This window comes from Coprobacillus cateniformis (assembly GCF_009767585.1).
In the GTDB taxonomy this organism is placed as follows: domain Bacteria; phylum Bacillota_I; class Bacilli_A; order Erysipelotrichales; family Coprobacillaceae; genus Coprobacillus; species Coprobacillus cateniformis.
Map to the genome: position 1 here is coordinate 2,960,535 of NZ_WSNW01000001.1, position 19,695 is coordinate 2,980,229.

At 34.7% G+C, this 19,695-nt stretch carries 13 protein-coding genes and 1 rRNA gene; all 14 read left to right on the forward strand.

Translation table 11 applies throughout. The features are described from left to right. The 14 genes from murB (at window position 1) to GQF29_RS14680 (ending at window position 19,654) form a co-directional block, all read left to right on the forward strand. A complete protein-coding gene (murB, locus tag GQF29_RS14615; RefSeq protein WP_008790423.1) occupies window positions 1-912 on the forward strand; it encodes a UDP-N-acetylmuramate dehydrogenase in 912 nt (303 codons plus the stop codon). A gap of 9 nt (window positions 913-921) precedes the next feature. Continuing rightward, a complete protein-coding gene (locus GQF29_RS14620; RefSeq protein ID WP_008790422.1) occupies window positions 922-1,689 on the forward strand; it encodes a cell division protein FtsQ/DivIB in 768 nt (255 codons plus the stop codon). An 854-nt stretch (window positions 1,690-2,543) separates the two neighbouring features. Continuing rightward, window positions 2,544-3,374, forward strand: a complete 831-nt coding sequence (locus tag GQF29_RS14625) for a LytTR family DNA-binding domain-containing protein (protein WP_008790421.1) — start codon at window positions 2,544-2,546, stop codon at window positions 3,372-3,374. 153 nt (window positions 3,375-3,527) lie between these two features. Continuing rightward, window positions 3,528-4,043 carry a hypothetical protein gene (locus tag GQF29_RS14630; protein WP_017143806.1) on the forward strand — a complete coding sequence of 172 codons (516 nt, stop codon included), beginning with the start codon at window positions 3,528-3,530 and terminating at the stop codon, window positions 4,041-4,043. Next, complete coding sequence (locus tag GQF29_RS14635) at window positions 4,040-4,621, forward strand: hypothetical protein (protein ID WP_008790419.1); 582 nt, start codon at window positions 4,040-4,042, stop codon at window positions 4,619-4,621. Before GQF29_RS14630 ends, GQF29_RS14635 begins: the two co-directional genes overlap by 4 nt. An 88-nt stretch (window positions 4,622-4,709) precedes the next feature. Beyond that, on the forward strand, window positions 4,710-5,666 hold the full coding sequence (locus GQF29_RS14640; protein WP_008790418.1) for a hypothetical protein: 957 nt from the start codon (window positions 4,710-4,712) through the stop codon (window positions 5,664-5,666). Continuing rightward, window positions 5,663-6,169, forward strand: a complete 507-nt coding sequence (locus GQF29_RS14645) for a signal peptidase I (protein ID WP_008790417.1) — start codon at window positions 5,663-5,665, stop codon at window positions 6,167-6,169. Before GQF29_RS14640 ends, GQF29_RS14645 begins: the two co-directional genes overlap by 4 nt. Beyond that, window positions 6,150-6,674 (forward strand): hypothetical protein, encoded by a 525-nt coding sequence (locus GQF29_RS14650; RefSeq protein ID WP_202086392.1) that lies wholly within the window; start codon window positions 6,150-6,152, stop codon window positions 6,672-6,674. The genes GQF29_RS14645 and GQF29_RS14650 overlap by 20 nt, the downstream gene beginning before the upstream one ends. 13 nt (window positions 6,675-6,687) lie before the next feature. Then, a complete protein-coding gene (locus GQF29_RS14655; protein WP_008790415.1) occupies window positions 6,688-8,553 on the forward strand; it encodes a hypothetical protein in 1,866 nt (621 codons plus the stop codon). Further along, a complete protein-coding gene (locus GQF29_RS14660; RefSeq protein ID WP_017143805.1) occupies window positions 8,465-13,630 on the forward strand; it encodes a leucine-rich repeat domain-containing protein in 5,166 nt (1,721 codons plus the stop codon). The genes GQF29_RS14655 and GQF29_RS14660 overlap by 89 nt, the downstream gene beginning before the upstream one ends. A gap of 1,021 nt (window positions 13,631-14,651) precedes the next feature. Continuing rightward, complete coding sequence (gene ftsA / locus GQF29_RS14665) at window positions 14,652-15,926, forward strand: cell division protein FtsA (RefSeq protein ID WP_008790413.1); 1,275 nt, start codon at window positions 14,652-14,654, stop codon at window positions 15,924-15,926. Between the two features lie 21 nt (window positions 15,927-15,947). Next, a complete protein-coding gene (gene ftsZ, locus GQF29_RS14670) occupies window positions 15,948-17,042 on the forward strand; it encodes a cell division protein FtsZ (RefSeq protein WP_008790412.1) in 1,095 nt (364 codons plus the stop codon). Window positions 17,043-17,081: 39 nt separating this feature from the next. Further along, window positions 17,082-17,864 carry a pyrroline-5-carboxylate reductase gene (proC, locus tag GQF29_RS14675; protein ID WP_008790411.1) on the forward strand — a complete coding sequence of 261 codons (783 nt, stop codon included), beginning with the start codon at window positions 17,082-17,084 and terminating at the stop codon, window positions 17,862-17,864. 265 nt (window positions 17,865-18,129) lie between these two features. Then, window positions 18,130-19,654, forward strand: a 16S ribosomal RNA gene (locus GQF29_RS14680). Window positions 19,655-19,695 lie beyond the last annotated feature (41 nt).

Below are 19,695 nucleotides of genomic sequence, written 5' to 3' on the forward strand. Positions count from 1 at the left end.
ATGGATTTTGATCAATTGTTTTTTGATTTGGTTGAATTAGATATAGGTGATGTTTTAGAAAATGAACCAATGTATAAACATACAACTTTTAAGGTAGGAGGCCCTGCTCGATTTTATATTCGTATTCAGGATGTAGAAAGTTTGAAAAAAGGAATTCAGTTTTGTCGAACTCATGAAGTTCCACATATGGTGATTGGAAAAGGTTCGGATTTGTTGTTTTCTGATCGTGAATATGAAGGTGTTATTTTTTCATTGTCAGGGTTAAACAAGGTGCATATAAATGGTTTGGAGATTCGTGCTGAAGCTGGTGTTGGAATGATTTATATGGCTTATGAGGCTGCGAAGACTGGGTTATCTGGGTTTGAATTTATGGGTGGTATTCCAGGAACAATAGGTGGTGGTGTTTATATGAATGCTGGCGCTTATAAATACTGTATGGCTGATGTTTTTACATCAGCGCTGGTATTGAATGAAAATGGTGAATTTATCACATTGACAAAAGAAGAGATGCAATTTGATTATCGTAAATCAGTATTGCAAAAGCATAAGGATTGGATTTTAATTGAGGCACATTTTACAATGTCACCACGTGATCCACAGGAAATTATGGCAGTGTTAGATAAACGTAAAGAAAAAAGAATGTCTACACAACCATGGAATTTTGCAAGTGCTGGAAGTATTTTTAGAAATCCAGAAGAGAAAGCGGCATGGCAATATATTGATGAATGTGGATTAAGAGGACATGAAATTGGTGGGGCTCAGGTTTCGCCAAAACATTCAAATTTTATTGTTAATAATGGTTATGCAAGTGCAAGAGATATATTGGATTTGATTTTATTGGTTGAAAAGACAGTGTTTGATCGCTTTCGTGTAGAACTTAAGAAAGAGGTTATTCTGGTCAACTGGGAGTAGGTGATTGGTATGGCTCATCATGATGAATATTATTATAATGAGCACGATGAGAGTCAGGTTGAGAAAATTCTCAAAACAAAAAAGAAGAAAAAAATAAAAAGACGTGTCAAAATCTTATTGTTTTTGATGATTTTTATTATGATTGGTGCCTATTTTATGAGTGATTATTCGAGAGTTCAATCAATTACAATTGTAGGAAATGATGAAGTGAAAAGCGAGGATATATTAGAAAAGATATCTGTGAGTAAAAAATCAATTTATTTATTAGTGAATACTGGTAAGATTGAAGATGAAGTCAAGTCAATTCCTTTGGTCAAAAAGACAAGTGTAACTAAAGACTTGTTTGGGCATATTCGAATTGAAATTGAAGAGGCAGATAAGGTTGCTTACTGTGTGATTGGTAAAATCACATATGTTATTGATGAACTTGGTAATATTAGTGAAACAACAGATAGTAAAATGATTGAATCGTTGCAATCTTCTCCACAATTAATTGGTTTTAAAGATGTGAAATTCTTAGAAAAGTTTGCTAAGCAATATATCAGAATTCCTGAACTTATTAAAAATCAGACAAGTGATATCATTTATTCACCAAAGTCAGCCGATGAATCAAGAATGAAGTTTTTAATGGTGAATGGAAAGATTCTTTATCTGAGGGTTGAAACAATGGCTGATCAGTTGAGTCGGTTTGATTATGAGGCGTTTATGACAGCTTATAGTGATCGCTGTGAGTTTAGCTTTGAAGGTGACAATGTTTATATGGAGAAATGTAAGTGATGTATCTTTTAAAATGAGTAGTCTCAAATCAATTGAGTTTATAAAAAACTTCTATGAATAGTGTCGGTAAAATACTATAATTGGATGTGATAAATTTCTTAACAATCAAAAGAACATATTTCTAAGGTTTTAGGTTTAAATATATTTTCATATATGTTTTGTGTTATAATATTGGTATAAAACTTGTTAAGAATGAAATGAATATACAGGTTAAATGGGATCTCTAAATTTTGATAGGGTTACCAAAAATAGATTCTAAAATAATACAGGGATTGAGTTGCCTCACAGAAATTTAAAGAAAAAAGTATTATTCAAAACCATAGGGTTAGGAATGATACTTTTTTTGTGCAGAAACAATTATTAATGTTCAATTCTTATTTTTTTTATTATACTTTCTTCTTTTCAGGAATTTTATGTGTTTTCTTTTTAGCACTTAAATTAAGTAATGATTCCTTATTTCTGTAAACATATCATAACACGAAAGGATTTTTTCATACGAAAAGAGTATCCTGTTGAAATTGAGAGTCAAGAAAAAGCCAACCACTTGGAGGTTTGAACCAATAGGTTAACCTCGTGATTATTTAAATATCTATCAAATGTATCTTTGTTTTGTCCTTTTTTATTTTGTAATATTCATACAAAAAAACGACAATTTATAACAAAATACTCGTATAATTTACTGTTTACGTAGTCGCATTGAATATTATAAAAGAATTTGTTATTCTTTACACAGAATATCCTTTTAATATATATATAGTGTTATTTTTATCAGATAAAACAAAAATTATAGTGTAAAGAATTGATATCATATCGTTGCAATTATGTAGTTGTGGTAAGAGAGGAGGGAAAGAAAGATGCTTAAAGAGAAAGTTAATAAATGTCTGCAGATGACAGAAGATATTATGACTTCTCATTATCGAGGGAACCATGATGTTTTTAAAGCACATGTGCATAAAGCTTGTTTATGGATTGGCTCGATTGCCAGTGAATATTATCATGGCAAGGAAAAAATAATAGAAGTTTTAAAAGAAGAAAAAAAAGAGCTGCCAGATATCATATTGACATCTAGAGAATTTGAATGTGTGTTCCAAGATAGAAACAGTTGCACTATTGTTGGTAGATATATAGGTATTACAGATATGAATAATGGAGAATTGTTTCGTGATATGCAAAGGGTTACATTTGGCTGGAAAGAGGAGAAAGAACAGCTTTATATTAGGCATATTCACGTTTCTAATCCTATGGCGAATGTTCAGGAAAGTGAAATCTTTCCACATAAGTTAGGAATTTTTACTCATGAATATATGAATATGCTGTTAAGAAAAGAGCTGAAAAGTGAAATGATTAAAATCAAGGATCAGCAAAATGTTTATCATATTATACAACTTAGCAATATTATTTTTCTAGAGGCCTTTGATCATCGGACGCTTATACATACAACTAATGGTGACTTTTTAACAAGAATGCTATTATTGGATGTGGAAAAGAAAATTATGACTATCAATGATAAAATGATTATAAGAGTCCATAAGAGTTACGCGGTGAATAAATATTATATTGATAGTATTCAAAGATATGAAATGAAATTAGCAGGGGAATATCGAATACCGATTTCTAAACAAAAATATTTAGATGTTTTAGAGAAATTGCATACGCGTAAAATGAGAGGAAGCGGTTATGAGTGAAAGGGGATACACACATGAGGATTATAGAAGAGCAAAGGTCATTCAACTAAGGAATAAGAAAGGAGAGGAACAGTATTTTTATAGAAGTAGGGAGATTACCAAAAAGGAAGCTGATGAAATTGTGATCTGGGAGAAAAGAAGCCAAACAAAGTGATGAAATCAAGTATGATTGATTATATTGTTCAATTTCTTTTGCTTATGCTGATAATGATAGAAGCAACATTAATCTTTTCATATTATTCACATCCCAAAATGCCAGCTAATATTATTGGATATGCACCATATGTTATTGGGAAAGATGATAATGTTCTCAATCTGCAAAAGGGTGATTTAATGATTGCAAAAATACCGAACAGAATAGCTAAAAAAGATGATGTCGTTTGCTATAGGGATAGAGAAACGATAGGCATGGGAAAAGTGATTGAGACATCAAAAGAATGGTGTCATATCGAGAACAGAAGTCAGCGAATTTATATATCTCATCATCAGGTTATAGGTATAAAAACAGGAAAGATTCCTTATGCAGGAAAAATATTTATTTTTATCACAAGCCATATGGAATGGCTACTGGTGGGGTGTACTGTTGCAATGGCACCAGATATATATAGGTATTATCGACACAAGAAATCGTTAATATATAAAGAAAATAAAAAGGAGGAAAGGGTATGAAGGAAAGAAGAGGAAAATTTTTATTAGCGTTAGCTTTACTCATGACATGTGCAGCAGCAGGAACAGTCGCTCAGTATCAGACTGAACTAGGGGGGATGGATTCTGCAGAGATTGCACATTTTGAGATTACATCAAGTGAATTAGATAAAGCTAAAACAGCAGACATTAAACTGTTTGAGACAATTATGGATTCAGATGGATTAACACCAGAAACAGATGTTGCTGCTGGAAAGATTGCACCAGGGACAAGTGGTTCAACAACGATAGCAGTAACAAACAATTCAGATGTGAATGTCAATCTTGATATGACTTTTAAACTTGAATACAATGGTTTAAATGCACCACTTGAATTTAGTACAGATAACTCAACATGGAATACAGATATTACTCAAGTGCAGCCAGCTACTACAAAGCTGGATATGTCTACAGGAAAGAGAAAAGAGATCACGCTTTATTGGAGATGGGCATTTGGAGAATCTCAAACAGCAACTGATACAGCTATTGGTGAAGATGTGACTGCTTTAGGTACAAATCAGCCAGAAGTGACAGTTACAGCTACATGTACACAGGTTGATTAAAGAGATGGAGGATGAGTTCTATCCTTCTCAATGTGATTTACAAAAATAGATTTCATTGAAGAGGGTAGAAAGGAAAGAGGAAAGAATAATGAAGGACTGGAAGAAAAGAGGAATCGGACTGTGCATAGGTGGAGCAACAATGCTACTGTTGGGGTTACCTATGCATATAAGTGCTCAAAACGAACTGAAGGAACCAAGGATTATAGTTGAAGACAGTGATGGATACTGGACTCAGGATAGTGATTTAAATATCTTTCCAGAGCGAGATGGGAACAAATATTTGACAGATAGTGATTGGGGTGAGTACGTGTTTACAATACATAACGATGCTCATTTTACATCAGCCTATGAACTGTTAATGAGTGAAACAAATGATGAGAAAATACCTATTGAGTATCAATTGGAAAATAGCGAAGGCAAGAATATTCTTGGCACTGAGGATGAATGGGTGACACTGTCAGAACCACAGAAGTATAAAAATGATATGGAAATTAACCAGAAGGATACACTTACATTAAAATGGAGATGGAGTCAAAATGGTATATCAGATAATGAAGTTGCAGATGGAAGTGTTTATACAATTCATCTGCATATAGATGGCTACCAGACAGGTCAAGATATAGATGAAGAGGAACCAGTATATCCAGATGTACCAGAAACACCTGAGACAGAACACCCTGATGAGATACAACCAGAAATACCTGATCATGGAAATGATATAATCGATTCAGAACAAGGTGTTGATGGAAATATTCAAGATAATGAAATAGTTAGTAATTCAGGGGATACAAATAACAACAGTATTACCAGTAATACTCATACTTCATCAGGAAATACCTCAGGAACAGATGAAAATCAGCTAGATGGAAATAGTGAAACAGATAAAAAGGATGAAGATACTTCTATAAAGCAGGAAATTGATGAACAATTAGAATCAGCAGAGAAAAAGAGTCTTCTGGGATTTATTATTATAGTGTCGTCTGTTTTTGTCGGTGGTGCAGGAGCCGTTACACTTTTTATCAAAAAAGGCATTAATAAAAAATGATGTGTAAAAGAATTTTAAGAGTAATAAGTAAAGTTATAACAGTTATTGTGATAGGGATTTATCTGATACAACTATACCTGATGATACAGTCAACGCAAACAAATAGGTTACCTAAGATTTTTGGATGGGGTGAAGTTGTCTTTTTATCAGGAAGTATGGAACCATCAATAAAGACAGGAAGCCTAGCGCTGATACACGAACAGGATAGTTATGAAGTTGATGATATTGTGACATATGTAAAGGATTACACATTGATAACTCACAGAATTATCGAAATTCATGATGATGAGAAAATTGTAGTTCAAGGTGATGCAAATAATGTTGAGGATGAGCCAATTACAAAAAATATGATAGAAGGAAAGGTAGTTTGTTCTGTGCCCTATATAGGGACAGTCATTAGACAGTTGAAGACACCTATAGGAATGGCAGGAGTTGCAGGAATTGGAATGATGATTATTCTGTGGCCAGACAAGGAGGAAGAGGATGAAATTGAGAATAAGTAAAAGAGAGAGAGTTATTATTGTGTTTACAGCTATGACAGTTATCGCTACAATTGTATTTATAACTCTAGGAAGATACAGTGGTTCATTAGGTGGTGTGGCACATGCCTCTATTGCTAAGCCACAGACATCACTTGTCCGTGGGGGAAATAATGAAATCAACATGGATAAGGGAAATGTAGGAGAATATAGATTCTATGTTAGTAATAAAGATGGAGCAGAGATATCAGAAGTGAGCATGACTTATTCAATTGATGTTGTGACAAATGCCGGTTATAAAGGGAAAGTCAAATATAGTCTTTTCCATTGTGATGAGAATGGAGTATATGATGAAGCAAATGATGGAGTCTCACTTAATCAGAATGGGAGCATTGTTAAAGCGACAGATGATCAAATGTTATTACCTGCCACTACAGAAACAGCACACCATTATATTCTTAAGCTATATCCTGATACAGCAGGAGATTTTGGTTTCAATGTAAAAGTAACATCGGTACAGAAAGACTAGGAGGAGTTGACAGATGGAATTAAGAAAAGAGAAGAGGACAACAGTCATCATCATGGCCATCTGTGCAGTGATGTTAGCTCTATGCACATACACATTTGCAAGGTATATAAAAAACCTGGAGACAAGTGGGCAAGTGAAAGTAAAGAATACTTATTTTGAAAGAGTCTATGGAGATGCGAATGCACCGTATGATCAAAAAGATGGATTTGGGAAGTATTATGTGCATTCGACAGCGACATCATGGACTGTGGATTTTAAAGATGAAGTGGTGAATGGAAAGTTCACTCTTGCTGGAACAGAAATTACAGATACATATATGTTGTTTGCAAAAAATCGTGGAACTAAGTATATATTTCTTCCGGAAAGTTATACAGGGAAAATAAATAAAAATATGTTTGATGGAACTTCCACAGGTAAACGTTTGATCTATAGGAATACAGCAAACGATTTATCGTCTCAAACATTTAACTATGCAGATGCAAAAATCTATGCATATATAACTGATAGCAATAAAAATACTGTCAAGAACTATATGAATGTTTATGTCCCAAATGAAATAAGTTCTCTTGTGGGATTATTCAGTAATTCAGCGGTCAAAGATGTTTGTATTGATGAAGATTATAATTTAAACTGGAATGATTTAAACCATATGTTTTACAATAGTCAGATTGAAGTGATACCAGAAAACTTTACGAGACTGACGGATAACGTGACAATAACAGATTTAAGTTATTGTTTTGCAGAAAGCAAGATAAGTATAATTCCTTCTAATCTTGTTCTACCTGCTGGAATTAAAAATGTAGAGGGTATGTTTATGGGAACCTTGGTTTCTAATTTGAGTGATTGTTCTTGGTATTTGATAAGAGAGAGATTAGATACTCTAGAGAATTGCTCAAAAATGTTCAAAAATACACTTGTTACAGAACTTCCAAATGATTTAATAAACTCATTTACGGGGCAAAATAGTATTAAAACAGTGAGTGAGATGTTTGCCGGAACACCGATAACGACCATTGGAGATGAGGCTTTAAATGATCTTGTCAATGTAATGGATGCGAGTGGTATGTTTGCAGGAACACAAATTTCATCTGTTCAGAAAAATCTATTAATTAATCTAAAGAATTTAACAGATGTAAGTCGTATGTTTGCGAATACTCCAATTGGCTATGTGGATTTTGTCTTGCCAGATAAAGTAGAGAAAGCAAACAATCTCTTTGAGGGATGTGCAAACGTGACTGGAAATATATACTTAACAGATTATATTTCTGAAATGAATTCTATATTCCGTGATGCTGGAACGGCAGCTGCTCCAGTTGGAGATAGTACACAGCCGCTTATTGCTTATCATAGCCCAATGCTTAGAAATTTTATTAGTGCTCATAAGACATCTGAACCTGGAGAACTGGTTGAGTATCGAGAAAAAGGCGGAGTCAGCAATCTTTTTGAAAGAATTAATGACATAGCTGGACCTTATGAGGATCATATAACACAGAAATTTTATCTAAAGTACAAGGGAGCTAATATAGACAAGATTGATTTAACAAAATACGCATATGTTAATAACATTTATTTTGAGGATGCAACTGGAATATATAGAATTAACTCAACATATAAAATGTTTGAAGATGATAATTTGATTGCAGAGGATTTCATTTTGCCAAGCGGAATTATGGCAATTGGAATTGATTCGAATACATTTGGAAATACAACAAAGAAAAGAAGATTGAGTAGTTTATATCTTGAAACAGATGTATCGGATATTGAGTTTGATGCTCAGGATGCAAGGGCTTATGTTTATATGGATGAAAGTCTTAGACACAATTTTTGGTCACTTGATTATCGTCATGTATATATCATCAGATGTACTAGATATAAGTAATATATTAACTGCTGATAATGGTATCTACAATACTGAAAAAGTACGCTTTGATAAGGATGGAAATGCTGACTGGCTAAGCCTGTATAATGCATTTTATGGAACAGCTTTAAATGAGTTTCCTGAAAATATGCCAGATACTGTGACTGACTATTCATATACATTTGGGGACTGTATGTCCTTAACGGAGATACCAGAAGATTTTCAATTGTCTGATAAAGTTGTAGAAAGCTACAATATGTTTGAGAATACTGGACTAACAAAGTTACCATCACATTTCTTTGACAATGCAACAAGTCTAGTAAATATTAATTATATGTTTAGTGGAGCAGAGTATCTTCAAGGGTTTATCACATTGCCAGACAATATAGAAGAAATGGAGGAAAGTTTTGATCGTACTGGAGATAGTGCATCCCTGCCTGATGATGATCAACGTCCATCAACGTTAGTTGTTTTTTATAATCGATTCAATTCGGTGATTACAAACTATATTGAAAACAGAAATCCATCAAGTCTTACCTGGATATGTAAGGACACCAAACTGCTAGATAATACAATGTTTCAATTGGTTGATGATGGGAATGATGGTCCATATAATCATAAATACCTGAAATATATAGGTACAGATGAAGATGTGGATTTGATCAAATATGGAGATACTGTTTCTGGAGAATTGTATTGGAAGAATGGTGATGCACTCATCAATGTGGAGTCAACATTTAAGATGTTTATGGGTAATGATCATGTAGAAAATGTTTTTTTACCAGCGTCTGACCGCGAGGAAACTATTATTGCTACGAATACGTTCTTAGGCACAACATCTAAAAAACGTTTGATTCTAAAATGTAAAACTTTTTACGGTGAGGATTATATTAGTAACAGAGTATTTGAAGATGCTGCTGATGCACATGCTTATCTCTATATAGATAAAGCAGCAGTTGAGGCAGGGGCTACTAAAATTCATCGAAATATCTACATTTCGTCAGAATGTGAGAGCCTTGACGATCTTTGTATGGATTCTAATAATATTGATTTAAGAGTTTGTTTTGATAAAAAAGGGAATGCTAACTGGACGAGTATGCAATATACATTTTCTAATAGTCATCTTTATGAAATGCCGGAAAATATGCCGGATACAGTGACTGATTATACCAGTACTTTTGATTATGCTACTTTTACCAAAGATAACATAGAAAACTTTCAACTATCTAATAAAGCTGTAGTTGCCAAAGGGATGTTTAGGGCTACAAATATTGTATCTATACCTTCGAATTTGTTTGATAAAGCAAAAAAACTAGAAAATACCGCTAATATGTTTTCTCTATGTTCCTCTCTTGCTGACGTATCGATTGGATTACCTAATTCGGTCACAGTAATGACTGATATGTTTTTGGATACACGGGCTCTTCGAGGCACAATCGTATTGTCAGATGGTATTACAGATGATATGGAAAGGTGTTTCTCCTGGGCGGGAGTAGATGCATCCAATTATCAGGGTTACAATACTCCGCTACTCGTTTTCCATAATCCTTCAAATCAAATGATAAGTTCTTATAAGGATAGTTATTATGATGATAAAATCACTTGGATAGACTATAGCAATATGGCAAAATATTTGACAGACAGTATGTTTGAGAAGGTAAAAGATCCTAATGGACCATATTCTGGTCATTACCTTAGATATATTGGTTCAGAACAAACAATAGATTTTGCGGATTATGTAAATGATGATGGAATATTGTATTGGAGAAGTGGAGAATCCATTATTCCAGTTAATTCAACATATAAAATGTTTGAGGGAGATAATCATGTAGAGGATATTATCTTAAATGAGTACTTTACAAGAGATATCATCAATACGAATATATTTGAAGGTACAACATCGAAAAAACGTCTAACTTTTAGGGATGTGTCGGAAAATATATCTGATATGACCTTTGATGGTGCTGCTGATGCAAGAGCTTATGTTTATGTGGATAATGCTAATGTGCAACAAGTAGGCTCTAGTGGGCACAAGAATATCTATATTTCTTCACATTTTGATAATTTGAATGATTTTTCCTATTCGCTACTACAGAATAGAGAAATAGATTATGCTCGCTTTGATAAAAAAGGAAATGTTAATTGGACTGAAATGAATAATACATTTGAGGGTTGTCAGTTGAAGGAATTCCCAGAAAATATGCCAGATAATACGACTTCTTATATAACAACATTTGGACATTCTACGATTCCGGAAATTCCAGAATCTTTCCGACTGTCTGATAAAGTTACAACAACTCAAGATATGTTTGAATCTATAGAAAACTTAAATAAAATATCATCACATCTATTTGATGATGCATCATCACTAACTGATATTAGCGGGATGTTTAGTTCGACTAATGTGAAAACACAATTCAATATTAAATTACCAGATTCAATAACAAATATGGATGCTTTCTTTGCTTATGCGAGCACATTATGTGGAAGACTTTATCTTCCTAACAACAGTGTATTTACATTGAGGGATAGTTTTTATTTATCTGCGTCAGATTCAGAGATTCCGGTAGAAACTCCAGCAGCATTACATATTTATTACAATTCATCGCATTCTCAAATTAAAGATTATGTGAATTCAGGAAACTTTGAATCAGACAAGGTCATGTGGTTTGATACAAACAATATTTTAGATAAAACAATGTTTGAGAAAGTGACTGATTCTGCAGGACCGTATAATGGCTCTTATCTTAGATATATAGGAACGCAAGAAACAGTAGACTTAAGTCGTTATATGGTTGTCAAGAGAAGTCCAACTTATGGAAATGTCGAGCATCTTTATTGGCATGGTGATAATGACATCATTGAAGTGACTTCAACTTATAAGATGTTTGAGGGTGTAAATAACGCTGAAGACATTATTCTTCCAGTACACTTTAACCCATTTTATGAAGAATGGATGCGGTACGGACCGAAGTATACAGTAAATGAAAATATATTTGCTGGAACAACAACAAGAAAGCGTTTGGTTTATAAAACGATGCTGGAAGTTAATCATAAATATGATAAAGATATCAATTTTACAGATGCTACTGATGCAAGAACTTACGTTTATGTAAATGATGATAATAAACTGGATATAAATTTTGCTCATCCGCAGGGGTATTTATATATTTCTTCAGAAACAACTGATCTGACTGATATATCAGGAAGCATTATTAGATTTGCCAAGGAAGGAAATAAGAATTGGACATCACTATCATTAATAAAGGATAATTTACGTGAAGTTCCAGAAAATATGCCTGATACACTGACTGATTTGAATTATGCATTTTCTGATTCGAAGATTCAAAAAATAGCTAATGACTTTAAAATATCAAATAATGTTACTACTGCAGTAGGTATGTTTGAGAATACAGCAATTGACGAAATTCCACAAGGCTTTTTAGATAACGCCTCAAGCCTTGTTGATATTGAGTCTATCTTTAGGAATACGCAAATCACTAGTATTCCAGATGGATTCTTTGATCATACAAAACGTCTTGTTAATGCACCTCATGCATTTAATGGTTGTACTCAGCTTCAAAACGTTAATATAAAATTGCCTGACTCAATTAAAAATGTAGAAGCTATGTTTGAAAATTGTGAAAACCTCACTGGAGAAATCACACTGGGAGATTATATTAATAATATGATGTGGTCTTTTGATTATGCTGCTACTAATGTAGACAATCCACGATTAAAAGTTTATTATAATGGATCAAATGAGGAGATTGCTAATTATGTTCAGTATTTTTATGATGATAGTCCAGAGTCGCGTATTGATTGGATAAGTAAAAGTTTAGATGAGACAATGTTTGTAAAAGTCAGTGATCCTAATGGTCCATATAATGGTGCTTATCTTAAATACATTGGAACAGAAGAAACAGTGGATTTAAGTGCTTATGCAGATATGAATGGTAAAATTATGTGGCAAGGGAAAAATGAATCAATTGAAGTGACTTCAACTTACAAGATGTTTTCAGGTGAAAATAATACAGAGGATGTAATTCTTCCAAAAAGTTTTAGTTCAAGTAGTACTAGTGGTTATAAAGTTGAAAGCAATATATTTGAAAATACGACAACGAAAAAACGTTTGATTTTCAAACAAGAACTTGGTGATTATCGTGATGATTATAAGATGACATTTACGGGTGCTTCTGATGCCAGAGCTTATCTTTATGTAAATGATGAAAATATAGGAGAGTTATTAACTGATCCAAATTTTACTACTGCTAATTTCTATATTAGTCAAGAAGTATCTAATCTCACTAGCAACACCCTTGGAGGAAGTTATATAAGATTTGCCAAGAACGGTAATGCACTCGATTGGAGAATGCCAATATCGTTTTTAGCACCTGACCTTAAGGCATTTCCTGAAAATCTGCCAGATACAATTTCCAACTTTGATAACTTATTTAAGTCTAGTCAATTTACTAATGTCCCTAATGATTATCAATTATCGAATAGAGTCGAATCAGCTGTTTCCATGTTTGAGATGTCAATGGTTGAACAAATTCCATCGAATTTATTTGCCAATGCTAAGAAACTTACAAATATTGATTATATGTTTGAGTATGCTGCTCTTAAAAAAGTAACATTAACATTACCAAATTCAATTACTTCTATGAATTATACATTTGATTTCTGTGAATATATGAGCGGAATAATTTCATTGCCTGATAATCTCGAATCAATAACGGATTGTTTTAGAGATGCAGGACATAATGGAGATAATGTTGAAGGTTATACGACTCCTTTGGTTGTTTATTATAATCCATCAAATCAAGTGATTACAGATTATATAGCTTCGAATCCATCTTCTGGAGTTATTACATGGATACCTAAGACAGCGAATAGTACGTATGCTGTTACTCCTCTTGTAAAACCAAAACAAGAAAATGTAATCGTTGAGCCAAAAGTGATTGAAAAAAGCATAAGTGTTAAAGTTCATGTGAATGAAGTTATTGTTCCTAACACTGTTCCAAGTACAGGAACAGTACCAAGTCAAGGAACTTCACAAACTCTTGGTAAGAAGGAAGAAGGACAGAGTTCACAATAAGTTATTGATGCTTAAAGTCAGTTCATTATACAAAAGGTGATTGAAAACAGTGCTGTGTTTAAAGCGTTAATATAACTTTTTAAGGGGGGATTACCCCAAAGGATGTTAGCATGAAAGGAGGGAGAAATCCCTCCTTTTTTAGGCATGATAAGGATGATATAAGATCTAGTGATGTTATGGCAATCTTGAAATAAGATATATTGCTTTTGATGTTTTTTTATTATTTATTAAGAATTTTTGATGTTCATTTGCTTTGTAACAAGAATGCGGAAGGTTTCCAAGTGAAATGAATATACATATGTTTATGTGTATTTGTTTTGCTCTTTTTTAAGAACGAGTCTCATTATGCCTAAGAGCACTATCTCTACAATTTACTATCATAATTTCGAAGTCTCTTAAAAATATCTATCATACCAATAATTGTTTTTCCTTAAGTACCACCAGTGAAGCCTAAAGGATACTGATCCATAAAGTAGCATTATATGGTATCGCAAGAAGAGGGATAATGTATAGAGGAAAGTTAAAGAGGATTATCATTATAGTTATGAGGTAAACAAGGGTATAACACACAGCTATAGTGAACGAAATAATCATCATGAAAGAAAAAAGTTATAACTGATATCGATAAGCTGACTTACAGACAATCGGAATTATCTAACAGACAGATAGCTATAATATGATTTAGAGGATAGAAACCAACTGGAACTATGCAATAGAGATTATAGAGTGGTGGAATAATTTTTAATTATTCCTTTGCCTGTAAAAATTGTATATTTAAATATAGAAAATTATTTTAGAGTTAACAGTAATAAATATAATAATGATAACACTCTATGAGAAAAGTGAAGATTTTATCTTGAATTTAAAAAATGAACTTCAACCTGTCATCAATGAAGTGAGGGACTGAAAACAATTCTTTTTCTCGACAAAAAAAACATATATTCTTTCAAGATTATCTGTTTTCTTATCGTTGGTTTTATGATACAATATTGTAGAAGTATTTTTTAAAGGAGAATCATTTATGAAAGATATCTATGCTGTATTAGATATAGGAAGTGCAACTGTCAAACTCTTAGTGGGTGAAGTTGTAAGTGCAAATATAAATATATTATTTTCTAAAAAGATGACGAGTCATGGTATTCGTAAAGGGAAAATCGAAAGTATGCCAACTGTTGTAAGTGAGATTAAAACATTGTTAGATGAAGCTTCAGCAGCGTTAGGGGCAACAATTACAAAAGTCGCTTTATGTATTCCATCATTTCACGCACATATCTATCAAAGTGATGGAATCACAAAAGTTAATTCTCCTTCAGATCAAATTACAAGTGATGATGTTGTTCGTGCATTGAAATTATCAAGACGTTTTGAGCGTGATGATAATGAAGAGGTTATTTCTGTCATTCCAACATTATATCAGTTAGATACTAAAGTTATGAGAGAGATTCCAATTGGGCAAAAATCAGCATCATTAAAAGCGGAATCATTAGTCATTACAACAAAGAAAAAACTTCTTTATAGTTATATAAGTGCAGTCGAAAAAGCAGGTGTTGAGGTTTTGGATATTACAATTAATGCCTATGCATGTGCCAAAGAAGCTTTCGATGCTGTATATCTTCAAGAAGGAGCAATATTAATTGATATTGGTTATAAGACATCAACAGTTGCATTCTTTGAGGGTGGTTATTTGAAATATATCGCGCAAGCTGGTGTTGGAGGATATGATTTAACAAAGAAAATTGCTACCTCTTGGCAAATTCCGATGGATAGAGCAGAGGTTTATAAAGTCAAATATGGAACATGTGATTACCATATTGGTGATGAAGATATTATACATACAACAAGAAATCAGGACAAAGAGACACACTACACACAGAGAGATTTAGCTGAAGTATTAAGTGAAGGTGTTAAAGATATTATGGAAGTCATCAAAACGAAAATTGATATTATTAATGATGGTAGAAGTTATGAAACAGTCATTGTGGGTGGTGGTGGAGAACTTCCTGATATTGAAAAAGTTTCTAGCGTTGTTTTAGAGAGTGCAGTGAGAACTTATCGACCTGATACAATCGGAGCAAGAGATATGTCTTTTGTCTCTTGTTTAGGAATGATGTATTATTTAAATGATCGTTCAAGAATATTAGGAAAAATGGATCCTTCATTAATTTTACCTGATATTTCAAGTACGATGAGTATCAGATTTAAGGGATTGACGAAATCCAAACCGATTCATAGTGATAAAAAGAATAAAAGTAGATTTTCGAAGGTTATTGAGAATTTCTTTAGTGAAGAAGATTAATATAAAAGTGAGGATGGAAATATGGATAGTAATTTAGATTTTGTACAAGTTGCAAAGATTAAGGTCATTGGAGTTGGTGGTGGTGGTTGTAATGCTGTCGCTAGAATGGCTAAAGATGGAGTAAGGGGTGTTGACTTTTATGTTGCAAATACTGATGCTCAAATTTTAAAAGGAATAGATATTGAAAATAAAATTATTTTAGGAAGAGAATTAACTCATGGTCTAGGAGCGGGAGGAAATCCAGAAGTCGGACGCAAAGCTGCCTTAGAAACTGAACAGGAAATTAAAGAAGCTCTATCAGGAGCTAATATGGTTTTTGTCGCTGCTGGTATGGGTGGAGGAACTGGAACTGGTGCTGCACCAGTTGTTGCGAAAATTTGTAGAGAATTAGGAGCATTAACAGTAGGAGTTGTGACTTCACCGTTTACTTTTGAAGGTCCAAAGGTTTTAAGACAAGCAAAAGGTGGATTGGCTGAACTTAGAGAAAATGTTGATTCTATTATTGTTGTTTCTAATGATCGTTTATTAGATGCAATTGGAAGAAAGCCTATGGGTGAAGCTTTTAGAGAAGCTGATAATGTTTTAAGACAAGGGGTTCAAACAATTACTGACTTGATTGCTATTCCTGCCTTTATTAATCTTGATTTTGCTGATGTTTCGTCAGTTATGAAAGATAGAGGTTCTGCGTTAATTGGTATTGGAATGAGTGATGGTGAAAATAAAGCTGAAGAAGCAGCAATGCGTGCTATTTCTTCGCCATTATTAGATGTATCTATTGCAGGTGCAAAAGATGCTATTGTTAATGTGACAGGTGGAACAAATATTACTTTATATGATGCGAATACTGCTCTTGCAACAATTAGAGAGGCAGTTGGAAATGATGTCAATACAGTATTGGGAGTTGCTATTAATGAAAACTTAGATGATCAAGTTATTGTTACTGTGATTGCAACTGGTTTTGAAGATGATGAAGAACCTGCCCCAATGCCTACTCAAACACAAAGTATGCCTAGACAAACATCACCTTATGAATCAACTGTAAGACCTACAGTTTTTGAAACTCAAGATGATGATGACGATGATGTTCCAGCATTTTTAAGAAATAGAAAATTATAAGCTAACTTGATGTTAGCTTTTCTTGTATAAGGAGGATATATGAAAAAAATAGGATTTATTGGAATGGGGAATATGGCAGGAGCAATTGCCTGCGGCATTGAGAAGTCTGGATTTTTAAAAGCAGGTGATATGATTGCTTTTGATATTATGGATGGACAATTAGATAAAGTCAAAGAGTTAGGTTTCTCAATTGCGGATAGTGAAGAAGATGTTGTACAACAAAGTGAAATGGTTTTTATAGGTGTTAAGCCTCAAGTCGTTGAGAAGGTTTTACAACCATTGAAAGACCTATTAAAAGAAAAGGCAATAATTTCAATTGTGTTAGGATATGATTATGCTAAGTATAATGAAATACTTGATGCATCTACAAGGCATATTTTTGTTATGCCTAATACACCAGCTCTTGTATTAAAAGGAATGTCGTTGTTAGAAGAAACACATTCATTAACTAAAGAAGAATTTGCTTTTACACTAGATATGTTTGCCTCTATTGGAGAAGTAGAGATTGTTCCTAGTCATCTCATGGGAGTTGCTGGTACAGTTAGTGGTTGTGGACCGGCTTTCATATATATGGTTATTGAAGCGCTAGCAGATGGCGCTGTGAAAGAAGGAATGCCAAGAAGTATGGCCTATAAATTGGCTGCTCAAACTGTTCTTGGATCAGGTGCAATGCAGTTAGAGACAAATATACATCCTGGTATATTAAAGGATAATGTCTGTTCGCCAGGTGGATCAACAATTAGAGGCGTTGAGGCATTGGAAAAAGGCAATATCAGAGCAACATTCATTAGTGCTATTTCAGCTGCTTTACATTATAAATAAAATATTAAAAAGGCTATGTTTCATTTTTGTTGATGAAATCAACCTTTTTTTATTTTGTGTCTATTTGTGTAGAAAAAAATATAAAAAAAACGAAAAAAAGACTTTACAAGGGAGAGGAGAAATGATATTATAAGTGAGCACTCGACGAGAGAGGCGCCAGAGAGGTGCCAAAAACGGGTCAAGGACATTGAAAACTAAACAGAAAACACGTCAAAGAAAGTAGTAAGAAAAAAGAGTCAAGAGAACAAGTTATTGTTTGAGATAAACAATGGAGAGTTTGATCCTGGCTCAGGATGAACGCTGGCGGCGTGCCTAATACATGCAAGTCGAACGCACTGATTTTATCAGTGAGTGGCGAACGGGTGAGTAATACATAAGTAACCTGCCCTCATGAGGGGGATAACTATTAGAAATGATAGCTAAGACCGCATAGGTGAAGGGGTCGCATGACCGCTTCATTAAATATCCGTATGGATAGCAGGAGGATGGACTTATGGCGCATTAGCTGGTTGGTGAGGTAACGGCTCACCAAGGCGACGATGCGTAGCCGACCTGAGAGGGTGGACGGCCACACTGGGACTGAGACACGGCCCAGACTCCTACGGGAGGCAGCAGTAGGGAATTTTCGGCAATGGGGGAAACCCTGACCGAGCAACGCCGCGTGAGGGAAGAAGTATTTCGGTATGTAAACCTCTGTTATAAAGGAAGAACGGTATGAATAGGAAATGATTCATAAGTGACGGTACTTTATGAGAAAGCCACGGCTAACTACGTGCCAGCAGCCGCGGTAATACGTAGGTGGCGAGCGTTATCCGGAATCATTGGGCGTAAAGAGGGAGCAGGCGGCAATAGAGGTCTGCGGTGAAAGCCTGAAGCTAAACTTCAGTAAGCCGTGGAAACCAAATAGCTAGAGTGCAGTAGAGGATCGTGGAATTCCATGTGTAGCGGTGAAATGCGTAGATATATGGAGGAACACCAGTGGCGAAGGCGACGATCTGGGCTGCAACTGACGCTCAGTCCCGAAAGCGTGGGGAGCAAATAGGATTAGATACCCTAGTAGTCCACGCCGTAAACGATGAGTACTAAGTGTTGGGGGTCAAACCTCAGTGCTGCAGTTAACGCAATAAGTACTCCGCCTGAGTAGTACGTTCGCAAGAATGAAACTCAAAGGAATTGACGGGGGCCCGCACAAGCGGTGGAGCATGTGGTTTAATTCGAAGCAACGCGAAGAACCTTACCAGGTCTTGACATACCTCTAAAGGCTCTAGAGATAGAGAGATAGCTATAGGGGATACAGGTGGTGCATGGTTGTCGTCAGCTCGTGTCGTGAGATGTTGGGTTAAGTCCCGCAACGAGCGCAACCCTTGTCGCTAGTTACCATCATTAAGTTGGGGACTCTAGCGAGACTGCCTCTGCAAGGAGGAGGAAGGCGGGGATGACGTCAAATCATCATGCCCCTTATGACCTGGGCTACACACGTGCTACAATGGACGGATCAAAGGGAAGCGAAGCCGCGAGGTGGAGCGAAACCCAAAAACCCGTTCTCAGTTCGGACTGCAGTCTGCAACTCGACTGCACGAAGTTGGAATCGCTAGTAATCGCGAATCAGAATGTCGCGGTGAATACGTTCTCGGGCCTTGTACACACCGCCCGTCACACCATGAGAGTTGGTAACACCCGAAGCCGGTGGCTTAACCGCAAGGAGAGAGCTGTCTAAGGTGGGACTGATGATTAGGGTGAAGTCGTAACAAGGTATCCCTACGGGAACGTGGGGATGGATCACCTCCTTTCTAGGGAGAAGAGCGTGAGTTTCTGTTTAGTTTTGAGTGAG